General features: G+C 70.4%; 12 protein-coding genes. 5 read left to right on the top strand and 7 right to left on the bottom strand.

Translation table 11 applies throughout. From position 1 onward, the window contains the following. Positions 1–66: 66 nt before the first annotated feature. Both purE and BJ963_RS00650 read left to right on the top strand, forming a co-directional pair. Positions 67–570, top strand: a complete 504-nt coding sequence (gene purE / locus BJ963_RS00655) for a 5-(carboxyamino)imidazole ribonucleotide mutase (protein WP_089913319.1) — start codon at positions 67–69, stop codon at positions 568–570. A 10-nt stretch (positions 571–580) separates the two neighbouring features. Continuing rightward, positions 581–1,939 carry an LCP family protein gene (locus BJ963_RS00650; protein ID WP_089913322.1) on the top strand — a complete coding sequence of 453 codons (1,359 nt, stop codon included), beginning with the start codon at positions 581–583 and terminating at the stop codon, positions 1,937–1,939. Between the two features lie 46 nt (positions 1,940–1,985). Here BJ963_RS00650 and BJ963_RS00645 read toward each other — a convergent pair whose 3' ends face one another. Then, positions 1,986–3,233 (bottom strand): 5-(carboxyamino)imidazole ribonucleotide synthase, encoded by a 1,248-nt coding sequence (locus BJ963_RS00645; protein WP_281363841.1) that lies wholly within the window; start codon positions 3,231–3,233, stop codon positions 1,986–1,988. Between the two features lie 12 nt (positions 3,234–3,245). Here BJ963_RS00645 and BJ963_RS00640 point away from each other — a divergent pair, with 12 nt between their 5' ends. Beyond that, the gene (locus BJ963_RS00640) at positions 3,246–3,824 is read left to right on the top strand and encodes a GtrA family protein (protein ID WP_179453871.1); all 579 of its coding nucleotides are present in this window, start codon (positions 3,246–3,248) and stop codon (positions 3,822–3,824) included. Here BJ963_RS00640 and BJ963_RS00635 read toward each other — a convergent pair. After that, on the bottom strand, positions 3,786–4,334 hold the full coding sequence (locus BJ963_RS00635) for a PH domain-containing protein (protein WP_218856991.1): 549 nt from the start codon (positions 4,332–4,334) through the stop codon (positions 3,786–3,788). The genes BJ963_RS00640 and BJ963_RS00635 overlap by 39 nt on opposite strands. 6 nt (positions 4,335–4,340) lie before the next feature. Next, a complete protein-coding gene (locus BJ963_RS00630; protein WP_179453869.1) occupies positions 4,341–5,102 on the bottom strand; it encodes a biotin--[acetyl-CoA-carboxylase] ligase in 762 nt (253 codons plus the stop codon). A 94-nt stretch (positions 5,103–5,196) separates the two neighbouring features. Between BJ963_RS00630 and BJ963_RS00625 the strand changes: the two genes are divergently transcribed. Together BJ963_RS00625 and BJ963_RS00620 are read left to right on the top strand one after the other, a co-directional pair. After that, on the top strand, positions 5,197–6,819 hold the full coding sequence (locus BJ963_RS00625; RefSeq protein ID WP_089913333.1) for an acyl-CoA carboxylase subunit beta: 1,623 nt from the start codon (positions 5,197–5,199) through the stop codon (positions 6,817–6,819). Then, entirely contained in the window at positions 6,816–7,064 is a 249-nt protein-coding gene (locus tag BJ963_RS00620) for an acyl-CoA carboxylase epsilon subunit (protein ID WP_179453867.1), read from the top strand. The genes BJ963_RS00625 and BJ963_RS00620 overlap by 4 nt, the downstream gene beginning before the upstream one ends. A gap of 334 nt (positions 7,065–7,398) precedes the next feature. On the opposite strand, the gene BJ963_RS00615 is transcribed toward BJ963_RS00620, so the two are convergent. Genes BJ963_RS00615 through BJ963_RS00600 form a run of 4 tightly spaced genes read right to left on the bottom strand, consistent with a single transcriptional unit; the run spans position 7,399 to position 11,725 of the window. Beyond that, the gene (locus BJ963_RS00615) at positions 7,399–8,421 is read right to left on the bottom strand and encodes a hypothetical protein (RefSeq protein WP_179453865.1); all 1,023 of its coding nucleotides are present in this window, start codon (positions 8,419–8,421) and stop codon (positions 7,399–7,401) included. Then, positions 8,418–9,740, bottom strand: coding sequence for a sensor histidine kinase (locus BJ963_RS00610; protein WP_089913341.1), 1,323 nt, complete (start codon positions 9,738–9,740; stop codon positions 8,418–8,420). The genes BJ963_RS00615 and BJ963_RS00610 overlap by 4 nt, the downstream gene beginning before the upstream one ends. After that, positions 9,727–10,386 (bottom strand): response regulator transcription factor, encoded by a 660-nt coding sequence (locus tag BJ963_RS00605; protein WP_018190023.1) that lies wholly within the window; start codon positions 10,384–10,386, stop codon positions 9,727–9,729. Before BJ963_RS00605 ends, BJ963_RS00610 begins: the two co-directional genes overlap by 14 nt. Positions 10,387–10,432: 46 nt before the next feature. Next, positions 10,433–11,725 (bottom strand): class I SAM-dependent RNA methyltransferase, encoded by a 1,293-nt coding sequence (locus tag BJ963_RS00600; RefSeq protein WP_179453863.1) that lies wholly within the window; start codon positions 11,723–11,725, stop codon positions 10,433–10,435. Position 11,726 lies beyond the last annotated feature (1 nt).

Here is an 11,726-nt window from a genome sequence, read left to right as displayed (position 1 = left end):
CCCTGTCCGGCGCACCGCCCGCGTGGCTACCCGGCCGCGCAGGAGGCGGCACCTAGCATGTTCGCTATGCCCGCATCCACATCACCGCTGGTCTCCGTCGTCATGGGATCGGACTCCGACTGGACGGTCATGGAGGAGGCGTCCCGCCTGCTCACCGAGTTCGACGTCGCCCACGAGGTCGAGGTCGTCTCCGCGCACCGCACGCCCGAGAAGATGATCGCGTTCGGCAAGGAGGCCGCCGGCCGCGGCGTCCGGGTCATCATCGCCGGCGCCGGCGGGGCGGCCCACCTGCCCGGCATGCTGGCGGCGGTCACCACTCTCCCCGTCGTCGGCGTCCCGGTGCCCCTGGCCCGGCTCGACGGCCTCGACTCCCTGCTCTCGATCGTCCAGATGCCCGCCGGGGTGCCGGTCGCCACCGTCTCCATCGGCGGCGCGCGCAACGCCGGCCTCCTCGCCGTCAAGATCCTCGCCACCTCCGACGACACCCTCGCCGGGGCCCTCGCGCGCTTCGCCGCCGACCTCGAGGCGAGCGTCGAGCAGAAGAACCGGGCCCTCCAAGCCCGGCTGTGAGAACCGCGCCATGACGATCGCCACGCCGCTGCGCCATCCCGACGCCTCTTCATCCCACACGATGACGAAGCGCGGCTGGTGGCTGGTCACGATGAACGTCCTGCTGCCCGGCTCCGCCCAGGTGGTCGCGGGCAACCGCGTCCTCGGGCGCGTCGGCGTGCTGGCCACCCTGCTGCTCTGGCTGCTCGCGGTGGTGACGCTGGTCGTCTATCTCGTGTCCCCGTCGTCGATCTACACGCTGTTCACGCAGGCGGGCAGCCTGACGCTCGTCCAGACGCTGCTGATCGCCTACACGGTGCTGTGGGTGGTGCTCACGCTCGACACCCTGCGGCTCGTGCGCCTCATCCGCACCGCACCGAACGCGCGCGGCTGGATCGCCGCGTTCTCCGTGCTCGTGCTGGTCGGACTCACCGGCACCGCCGGGTACGCTTCCGTCGTCGCCGGATCGGCGCGCGGCGCGCTCGGGGACATCTTCTCGGCCGGACCGTCGCAGCCTCCCGTCGACGGCCGGTACAACATCATGCTGCTCGGCGGGGACGCCGGGCCGGACCGCGACGGTCTCCGGCCGGACAGCATGTCCATCGTCAGCATCGACGCGAACACCGGCCAGGCGGTCACGATCGGCCTCCCACGCGACCTCGACCCGGTGCCGTTCCCCGCCTCGTCCCCGCTTCACACGGAGTACCCGGACGGCTACGGCTACAACGACCGCTGCGACGTCGACGTCTGCCAGCTCAACTCCATCTACACCGAGGTGGAGCTGTACAAGCCGGACCTGTACCCGAACGCCAAGAAGAACAAGAGCGAGCCGGGCATCGAGGCCATGCGCGACGCCCTCGAAGGCGCCACCGGCCTGACGATCCAGTACTACGTGCTCATCGACATGCAGGGGTTCGCCGATCTCGTGGATGCCCTCGGCGGCGTGGACATCACCGTGAAGGACCGGATCCCGATCGGCGGCGACGAGAACCTCAACGGGGTGATCGAGTGGATCGAGCCGGGCAAGCGCCACCTCGACGGCTATCACGCCCAGTGGTACGCCCGCGCCCGTCACGGCTCCAGCGACTACGACCGCATGGCCCGCCAGCGCGAACTGCAGGACGCCATCCTGAAGCAGGTCAACCCGGTCAACGTGGTGTCCAAGTTCCAGGACATCGCCACCGCGGGCGCGCAGGTGATGAAGACCGACATCCCGCAGTCGATGCTGGGCTACTTCGTCGACCTGGGCATGAAGACCAGGAAGCTGCCCGTGCAGCAGCTGGAGCTCGTCCCCCCGACGATCGACCCGACCGAGCCGGACTACGCGCAGATCCAGGAGCTCGTCCGCCAGGCCGTGCACCCGGCGACGGCCAAGCCGAAGGGGAGCTGACCGGGCGCGCCCTCCTGCGTCTCACCCCTGCGATTCAGCCCTCGGCTCAGCCCTCGAAGAAGGCCGCCGCCGCCCGGGCGCGGTACACGACGTCCTCGAGATCCTCCCCGCCCACCACGGTCACGTGCCCGACCTTGCGGCCGGGCCGCGGCTCCTTGCCATAGCCGTGGAACTTGGCCTCCGGATGCGCGGCGAGCGCGGCCGGGTAGCGGTCCTGGAGGCTGCCCTCCGACGGCCCGCCGAGGATGTTCACCATGACCGACCAGTCGGCGCGCGGCTCGGTCGACCCCAGCGGGAGGTCGAGCACGGCCCGCAGGTGCTGCTCGAACTGGCTGGTGACGGCTCCCTCGATCGACCAGTGGCCGCTGTTGTGGGGGCGCATGGCCAGCTCGTTGATCAGGACGCGCCCATCCGTCGTCTCGAACAGCTCGACGGCGAGCACTCCGGTGACTCCGAGCCCGGCGGCCACGTGCCGGGCGATGTCCGCCGCGGCCTCGGCCACCCGGCCGGCCGCACCGGGCGCCGGCGCGAGCACCTCGGCGCAGACGCCGTCGCGCTGCACGGTCTCGACCACCGGCCAGACCGCCATCTCGCCCGACGGCCGTCGGGCGACGAGCTGGGCGAGCTCCCGCCGGAAGGGGACGAGCTCCTCCACGAGCAGCGCTCCTCCTCGGCCGTCCTCGGCGAGCGCGAGGAACCAGTCGTCGGCCCCGCTCGCGTCCGAGACCACCCGGACGCCCTTGCCGTCGTATCCGCCGCGCGCGGTCTTCACGACCGCCCGTCCGCCGTGGTCCGCGAGGAAGGCGCCGAGCTCGTCGGCGGACTCCACAGCGGCCCAGTCCGGCACAGGGAGCCCCAGCTCGCTCAGCTTCGCCCGCATCTGCAGCTTGTCCTGGGCGTAGAGGAGGGCGTCGGGACCGGGGTGCACGGGGATGCCGCGCGACACCAGCTCCCGGAGGATCCCCTGCGGGACGTGCTCGTGGTCGAAGGTGATCACATCCACCGTCTCGGCGAACGCCAGCACGGTGTCGAGGTCGCGGTAGTCGCCCACGCCCGAGGCCGCGATGTCCGCGCTCATCCCCTCGGCTTCCTCGAGCACCCGGATGTCGACCCCGAGCTCGATGGCCGGAGGGATCATCATCCGTGCCAGCTGACCTCCGCCGATCACTCCGACGATGTGACTAGCCATGGACCATCTGCTCCTCTGATACTTATCATGCTGGCCGGGAATATTCACAGGAACGCGAAACCTGGTCCGCGTAGTGTGACGAACGCATTGACCATCTTCCCGCATCTCAGGCAGGGCATGACGACAGACACCAGCACCGCACCGCACCGCGCGCGCCTCTTCCCGCAGCTGATCAAGTTCGGCGCGGTCGGAGCCGTCGGTTTCGTGGTCAACCTGCTCGTATTCAACCTGCTCATGCTCTTCGTGCTGGTGAACGTGCCGCACAAGACCCTGTTCTCCACGGCGATCGCGACATTGGTCGCCATCGGCACGAACTGGGTCGGCAACCGGTACTGGGCGTTCTCCGGCAACCGCAACGAGAACGCGACGCGTGAGGGCATCGAGTTCTTCATCGTCAGCCTCGCGGGCATGGCCATTCCCCTTCTCTGCGTCTGGGTGTCGCACTACCTGCTCGGCTACCAGAGCCTGCTCGCGGACAACATCTCCAACAACGTGGTCGGCCTCGCGCTCGGCACGGTCTTCCGGTTCGCGTTCTACCGCTGGTGGGTGTTCTCGCCCGAGCGTGCGGCCGCTCGCGCCGGGCACCGGGTCACTGCCTCGGGTACGCAGCATGTCCCCGCCCGCGGCCGCGAGCTGGCGCCGATCACGGGCTCGACCCTAGCGAGCACCCCAGACCGTGGTCTCGTCGGAGACTGACTCCGACTGCTGACGCCGCACCGCGACGACCGTCTGCGAGTGGTCCATCAGCTCCGACAGCGCGCGCTGCACCTGATCGGCTTTCGGCACATCCTTCAGAACGACAGGATGATCGAGACCCGAGTTGATGAGGATGTCGCCGGAGCGGAAGAGGCTCTGCAGCCACGTCCGCCGCACGCTCACGTCGTAGCCGCGGCTGTGCAGGAGCTCCTGGCGGACCCGCACGAAGAAGCCGTGCCGGAGGATGAGACGGCGGTTGGTGATCGTATAGCGACGGCTCAACCAGGCCGCGAGCGGCAGGAGGAACAGCAGGAGCACCACGGCGGCCGCGGCCGACCACAGCAGGACGATCTCCCAGACCTCACCGACCCGTCCCGCGAGGAATCCCACGGCCCCGGCAGTAGCGATCAGCACGAGGCTCGGGAAGAACAGCCGACGGGCGTTCGACCGCAGCCGGGCGATCACCCGCTCGGGCGGCTGGGCGGGGATCCCGTCCGGGCTGCTGCTCATCCTCCATTAATACCGCAGGTGCGTCACGTCGCCCGCCGCCACTGCGGTGCGGCCCGCATCCGACTCCACGATCAGTCGGCCGCTCTCGTCGATGCCGACCGCCGTGCCGAGGAGGTCGTCGCCCGACGGCAGCTGGACGCGGACCGCCCGGCGGATGGTGTGGCACGCCTCGGCGACCTCGTCGCGCAGCGCGCTGCGGAGCGGATCTCCGCCTGCAGCCTGGAACTCGCGGTACAGCGTCGTCAGCTGGATCAGATAGGCGGAGAGGACGGCGTCCGCCTCCACCGCATCGGCCCCGGCGATCGCCAGGGAGGTCGACGTGTCGGTCGGAAGCTCCTCGCGCGTCTGCGAGAGATTGACCCCTGCGCCGATCACGAGCCCCGACATCCCCGGGAGCAGCTCGGTCAGGATGCCGCAGACCTTCTGGCCGTCGATCAGGACGTCGTTCGGCCACTTCACCTGCACTCCCCCCGGCACGAACCGGCCGAGCGCGCGGCTCATCGCCAGCCCGCCCAGCAGCGGGAACCAGCCGAAGGACTCCGGCGGCAGCCCGACGGGCTTCAGCAGCACCGAGATCGCCAGGGCGGTGTCCGGAGGCGTCACCCACACCCGGCCGAGGCGTCCGCGACCGCCGGTCTGGTTGGCGGTGACGACCACAGCGAGATCCGGGAGGTCGCCGGCCCTTGCGCTCAGGACGTCGTTGGTGGATCCCGCCTCAGGGAGCACCTCGAGCACGGGGACGATGGTTCGGCTGCGTCGGAAGTCCACGGAGTCAGTCTCTCGCACTGGGCCAGTCTGCCAGGGCAGGCCGGCGGATTTGTAGGGTTTCGTCAACGGCACGGCCATTCGGCTGGCCGGTAGAGTGAACGACGTGACCGACACCGAACCTCGTCAGACCGATCAGAACCCCGACCTGACCACCACCGCCGGCAAGCTCGCCGACCTGAAGGAACGGTTCCACGAGGCCGTCACCGCAAGCGGTGAGGCGGCGATCGAGAAGCAGCACGCCAAGGGCAAGCTCACCGCCCGCGAGCGCATCGACCTCCTCCTCGATCCGGGCTCCTTCGTCGAATTCGACGAGTTCGTCCGCCACCGCACCCACGCCTTCGGCATGGAGGCCAAGCGCCCGTACGGCGACGCGGTCGTCACCGGCGTCGGAACCATCCACGGCCGCAACGTCGCGGTGTTCAGCCAGGACTTCACGATCTTCGGCGGCTCCCTCGGCGAGGTCGCCGGCGAGAAGATCATCAAGGTCATGGACCACGCGCTCAAGACGGGCGTGCCGATGATCGGCATCCTCGACTCGGGCGGGGCGCGCATCCAGGAGGGCGTCGTCGCCCTCGGCAAGTACGGCGAGATCTTCCGCCGCAACACCGCGGCCTCCGGCGTCATCCCGCAGATCTCCATCGTGATGGGCCCGGCCGCCGGCGGCGCCGTGTACTCCCCGGCCCTCACCGACTTCGTCATCATGGTCGACAAGTCGAGCCACATGTTCGTCACCGGCCCGGACGTCATCAAGACGGTGACAGGAGAGGACGTCGGCTTCGAGGAGCTGGGCGGCGCGCTGACCCACAACAAGGTCTCCGGCGTCGCGCACTACCTCGCCAGCGACGAGGAGGACGCCCTCGACTACGCGCGGACCCTGCTCAGCTACTTGCCGCAGAACAACCTGGCCGAGCTCCCCACCTTCCAGGCGGAGCCGGAGCTGGAGATCACCGACGCCGACCGCCGGCTGAACACGATCATCCCCGATTCGCCCAACCAGCCGTACGACGTGAAGACGATCATCGAGGGCGTGGTCGACGACGGCGAGTTCCTCGAGATCCAGCCGCTGTTCGCCCCCAACATCATCATCGGGTTCGCCCGCGTCGAGGGACGGTCGGTCGGCATCGTCGCGAACCAGCCGAGCGCCATGGCGGGGACGCTCAACATCGACGCGGGCGAGAAGGCCTCCCGGTTCGTCCGGTTCTGCGACGCCTTCAGCATCCCGATCCTGACGCTGGTGGACGTGCCCGGTTACCTGCCGGGCACCGACCAGGAGTGGACCGGCGTCATCCGGCGCGGCGCGAAGCTGCTGTACGCCTACGCCGAGGCGACCGTTCCCCTCGTGACGATCATCACCCGCAAGGCCTACGGCGGCGCGTACATCGTGATGGGCTCCAAGCAGCTCGGCGCGGACATGAACCTCGCGTGGCCCACCGCCGAGATCGCGGTCATGGGCGGTCAGGGCGCGGTGAACATCCTCTACCGCAACGAGATCAAGCGTGCGGAGGAGGCCGGTGAGGATGTGGCGGCCGTCCGCACGAAGCTCGCCAACGAATACACGTACAACGTCGCGAGCCCGTTCCTCGCCGCCGAGCGCGGAGAGCTGGACGGGGTCATCGAGCCGGCGGCCACGCGCGTCTCGGTCATCAAGGCGCTGCGGGCTCTCCGCACCAAGCGCGCGACGCTTCCCCCGAAGAAGCACGGGAACATCCCGCTGTGAGTGACGCAGAGGCAGCGGGAGGCGCGCCGCTGGACCCGTCTCAGCTCCGGTTCCTCACGCGCGGCGTGACCGCGCAGGAGATCGCGGCGGTCACCGCCGTCCTCACCGCCGCGGCAGCCGAGCAGGCGGCGGCCGGCAAGGCGCTCAGGGCCGAGGCCGGACCGGACGCGTGGGCGCGGACGCAGCGGGGCCTGCGCGGCGAGCTCCGGCCGGGCGCGGGGGCATGGCGGTCGTTCTCGGGCTGATCTGTACCCCGACTCTCGCGTCCCCCAAGGTGGGCACATGCGGATTCTTCGGCGTGCGCCCCGAACGGGGGTCCCGAAATGTCCCCCAGGTGTCCTCCAAAATGACGACTATGTATTTACTGGGAGCGCAGTCAATATAGATATTGCTAGGTGTCTCTCCTCGTGAGTCACACCGCCAAACACTCGCCGACTAGGGTAAGCAGGCGAGTGCTTTGGGGGCGAGTCAGGGCGATATTCGGGTTGTCGCCCTGACTCGGGGTTTGAAAAGGGGCCGACAATTCGGGTGTCGGCCCCTTTCCCCTTGTCCGGGGACGTGTCCGTGGATCAGCGGACGTCAGGCGACCGGCCGCGGGATCTCCAGCCAGAGGTCGACCTCGTCGTCCTCCGACTCGGCGCCCAGCGCGTTGGCGGCGCCGTCGTCCGACATGCGCAGGCCCACCACCGTCACGGCGGTCTTCGACGACCGGGGAACGGTGCGGATGATCAGCTTGTCCGTCGTCGTCCCGCGGATGGCGTCGGCCAGCCGCCGGAGAACCGTCTCGAGGCCGCGCTGATCGAGGTCGTCGATGCCGCCCTCGTCGAGCAGACTGACCACGACGCCGCGGCGGCGCGCATCCATCACCTCGCGCCGGACATCGTCGTTCAGGAGCCGCCGCCCGCGGATCTCGTCGCGGATCGCGCCCTCGAGGTACCGGCACTCGCGGCGCTCGGCCTCGGTGAGGTCGCCTCCGCGACGGACGATCTCGGCGAGCATCGGAGCGGCGACCCGGTAGGTCTGGCGGAGCCGCAGCTGACGTTCCATGACGTGCGCCTCCTGGGCGGCCTGCCACTCGGTCGCTTCGCGCTCCGCGCGGGCGAACTGGAGCGCATCCCTGCCCGCTTTGGCGAGCGAACCCGAGATCACGACCGCGACGCCGACCCACACCACCGAGCCGATGACGCCGAGGCCCGCCAGGGCGCCGAGCCCGGCCCAGACGACCGTCTGCACGGCCAGGAACGCGACACCGGCCCACGCGACGACCTGCTGCCGCCGGACCGCGCAGATCGTCATCAGTGTGCCGACGGCCGCGACGTACCAGGTGGCGTACCCGTTGTCCTTCGACGGATCGAGCTGGCTCGTGACGAGGATCGGGATGACGACGCAGACGGCCAGGTCGAAGGCGGCGAGCCAGAGCGGCATCCTGGTCGGGCTGGTCGGCCACAGGCTCATCACCGTCGCGGCGGCGTAGAGGGCCATCGCGACCACGATCGGGCCGGCGTCGCGCGGCATCCAGAGCGACGACAGAGCGAGGAAGAGGTGATAGGCCGAGAAGAGCGCGCCGAGGATGAGGAAGAGGACGCGGTTGAGGGTGATCACTCGGCCGCCTCCGCTTCGCGCGAGTCGGCGGGCGTGAGTGTCCCCTGCTCGAAGCGGGACGACCCGGGTGCTTGAGCGCCGACGGGCTGCGGTTCGGCGGAGGGCCACAGGATGGTGACGGTCGTGCCTTCTCCCGGCTGAGACCGGATGTCGGCGCGACCGCCCACCTTCGCGAGGCGGTCGCGGATGCTGATGCGCAGGCCGAGCCGCTCCGCGGGGACCTCCGCCTCGGTGAATCCACGGCCGTCGTCGCCCACGATGATCTCGACCGTGGCCGCCGGGCCACCTCCCCGGATCGACAGGCTGCGATGCACCTCCGGACCGCCGGCGTGCTGCATGCTGTTCACCATCGCCTGCACGGCCGCCGAGTAGACCGCCTCGGCGACGTTCACCGGCAGCATGTGCACCTCGACGTCGCGCACCTCCACCTCCAACGGGGAGGAGAACGCGTTGGCGGAGGTCACCAGGCGCTCCGCGAGCTGGCCGAGGCCGACCAGGGACTGGTCCTCCGGAGTCGCCGCTTCTGCCGCGTGCAGGTGCCCGATGGCGTCGGCCGCCATCGCTGCGGCGAGTTCCTTCTGCTCCGGCGTGCGGGCGGATGCGGCCGAGAGGAGCGTCGTCAGCACGCTGTCATGGACGATGGCGTCGACCTGGACGCGCTCGACCTCGGTGGCGTGCTGGCGTACCGCTGTCGCGTAGCGGGCGAGGGCCTGGCTCTGTGCCGCATCCACGGCGCTGGACGCCTGGCGCATCATGGCGATGATCGCGAGGATGACCCCGCCCAGAATGACGGCGTAGATGGTGTCGAGCGCCGCCAGCTCGACCCCGACCCCGCCGCCCGCGGGCAGAGCCCGGACGATGCCGTAGGCGATGGGGGCGACGAACGTGTACGCGATCGCGAGCCAGAGTGGGTAGGCGACGGCCGCGAACGCCGTGAACACCGAGCAGAGGAACCACACCCACGGCTTCTCCGAGCTGAACGCGCTCGGGTCGCGGACCAGCAACGGCCAGGTCGCGATCGCGGCGAGGTACAGGATCGACAGCACGCCCATCGCGATCTTCACGCCGCGCTGCACCACCGCGAGGATCACCGTGAGGGCGAGGCCGCCGAAGATTGCGATCATCCACACGGCGCCCCACGGCTCCCGGAGCGCACTGAGCTGGCCGAGCGCCGTCGGCAGGGTCTGCAGGCCGAAGACGAGCCCGAAGGCCGACACCGTGCGGTCGGCGATGCGCTCGATCCGCGCGCGGCTGAGGGGGTTGCGGGGTTTGGCCGGCTCGAGCGGTGCCCCCGCGCGAACCCCGCTAGGAGCGCTCATTGCCCGTCTCGGGGTCGAGCCCGGGAAGGATGCCGTCTTCGACGGCGCGCCGGAGGAGGTCCACCTTCGTCGGCGCAGGACGCCCGACCTCCACGTACTTCACGCGGATGCGGTCGAGATACTCGCGGGCGGTGGAGTTCGCGATCCCCAGCTGCGCGGCGACCGCCTTCAGCGGGAGGCCGGAGGCGTAGAGGTGCAGCACGTCGCGCTCGCGCCGGCCGAGCTGGGCCTTGGCGAAGTCGCTGTCGGCGTCGATCGCGGTCGCCCACTCGAGGTTGTTGAGGACGTCGCCGCGCGCCACCGTCGCGATGGCGCTGATGACCGTCGTGGTGGGAGACGATTTCGGGATGACCCCGGCGGCTCCGGCGGCGAGCGCCTCGCGGACGCTGGCGACGCGGTCGGCGATGCTGTGCACGAGTACGGCGGCCCCGGTCGCCTGCGCGCGCTTGACGTTGTCGGTCACCTTGGAGCCGTCGCCGAGCGACAGGTCGAGGACGACGACGTCGCACTCCTGCGAGCCGAGCTGGGCGACGAAGTCGTCGACCGTCGGCGCGGTCAGGACCACGTCGTAGCCGGCGTCCTGGCAGGCCGCCTTCAGCCCGAGACGCACGGACTCGTGATCGTCGACGATTGCCACCCGCACCATGTTGACCATCGTAGGGGGTGATTGCATGGGGAGGGTCGTGCGCGCGTCAGCGCGTCAGCGCGGCGACGGCTTCGACGTGGTGGGTGTTCGGGAACAGGTCGAAGGCGCGCATCCCGCGCAGCTCGTAGCCGTGCCCGGCGAAGAAGGCGAGGTCGCGGGCGAGGGCGACGGGGTCGCAGGCCACATAGATCACCTGCGCTGGAGTCAGGGAGGCGATCGCATCGACGACCTCGCGGCCGGCCCCGGACCGCGGCGGGTCGAGGACGACCGTCGCGGCGCGCAGCCGCGCGCGCTCGGCCGCTGACGCGTCGCCGGCGAGCCGGGTGACGTAGCGCTCGACGCGATCGGTGATCGCCGAGGCGCCCACCCAGTCGGCGAGGTTCTCGGCCGCGTCGTCCGTCGCGGCCTCGTCGCTCTCGACGGAGGTGATGCGGAGGGTCGAGCCGAAACGGTCGCCGAGCGCCGCGGCGAGGAGGCCGACGCCGCCGTACAGGTCGAGGTTCGCCGCGCGGGGGTCGAAGAGCGCCTCGTCGACGGCGGACTGCACCGCCTGCGTGAGGGTCTGCGCCGCGCCGCGGTGCACCTGCCAGAAGCCGCGGGCGTCCAGCCGGAACTCGCGATCGCCCACACGCTCGCGGATCGGCACCGGACGCCGCCTGGGGCGGATCGTGCGCCGGCCGCGTCGCTCCGGCGGGTCGTTGACGAGCACGTGGGATGCTCCGAGACCGGTGGCCACGACATCGATCGACTCCGCGCCGGGGAACAGCTGACCGAACGGAGTGGCCTCCTGCACGGCGGCGGTCGCGAGCGGGAGATCGGTGACAGGGATGACGGTGTGCGAGCGCTGCGCGTACGGGCCGATGCGGCCGGCGGCGTCGACCTGCAGGCGGACGCGGGTGCGCCATCCCGTTCCGTCGGTGGTTTCGCCGTCGACCGGCTCGACGCGGACCGGGGTGCCGTCGACGCCCGCCACCGCGATGGCGTCGGCCGACAGCTTCGCGGTGCGCTGGAGGGCGTCCTCGATCACGCGCCCCTTCAGCTCGCGCTGGTGCTCGAGCCGGATGTGCCCGAACTCGGCCCCTCCCGCGCGGTCGGCGGGCTGCCGCTCGACGGCGGCGGCTCCCCAGACGTGCGGCTGCCGTTCCGGAGCCGCCTGCACCACCTCGACGACCTCTCCGCGCCAGAAGCGGTCGTGGCTGGTGTCCGCGATCCGGACGCGCACGCGCTCGCCCAGCATCGTGTCCGGCACGAAGACGACCCGGCCTTCGTGCCGTGCGACGAATACCCCGCCGTGGGCCACGTTGGTAATGTCGAGCTCGACCTCGTCCTTCTGGGGCATC

Source organism: Leifsonia soli, assembly GCF_013408745.1.
GTDB classification, from domain to species: domain Bacteria; phylum Actinomycetota; class Actinomycetes; order Actinomycetales; family Microbacteriaceae; genus Leifsonia; species Leifsonia soli.
Note: the sequence above shows the minus strand (reverse complement) of the source record. Positions and strands in the feature narration are given on the sequence as shown.

Excerpts from the sequence above, each read along its gene's own strand:
- BJ963_RS00640 (WP_179453871.1), top strand. The coding sequence starts at position 3,246 with ATGACGACAGACACCAGCACCGCACCGCACCGCGCGCGCCTCTTCCCG.
- purE (WP_089913319.1), top strand. The coding sequence starts at position 67 with ATGCCCGCATCCACATCACCGCTGGTCTCCGTCGTCATGGGATCGGAC.
- BJ963_RS00600 (WP_179453863.1), bottom strand. The coding sequence starts at position 11,725 with ATGCCCCAGAAGGACGAGGTCGAGCTCGACATTACCAACGTGGCCCAC.
- BJ963_RS00650 (WP_089913322.1), top strand. The coding sequence starts at position 581 with ATGACGATCGCCACGCCGCTGCGCCATCCCGACGCCTCTTCATCCCAC.
- BJ963_RS00645 (WP_281363841.1), bottom strand. The coding sequence starts at position 3,233 with ATGCGGGAAGATGGTCAATGCGTTCGTCACACTACGCGGACCAGGTTT.
- BJ963_RS00635 (WP_218856991.1), bottom strand. The coding sequence starts at position 4,334 with ATGAGCAGCAGCCCGGACGGGATCCCCGCCCAGCCGCCCGAGCGGGTG.
- BJ963_RS00610 (WP_089913341.1), bottom strand. The coding sequence starts at position 9,740 with ATGAGCGCTCCTAGCGGGGTTCGCGCGGGGGCACCGCTCGAGCCGGCC.
- BJ963_RS00605 (WP_018190023.1), bottom strand. The coding sequence starts at position 10,386 with ATGGTGCGGGTGGCAATCGTCGACGATCACGAGTCCGTGCGTCTCGGG.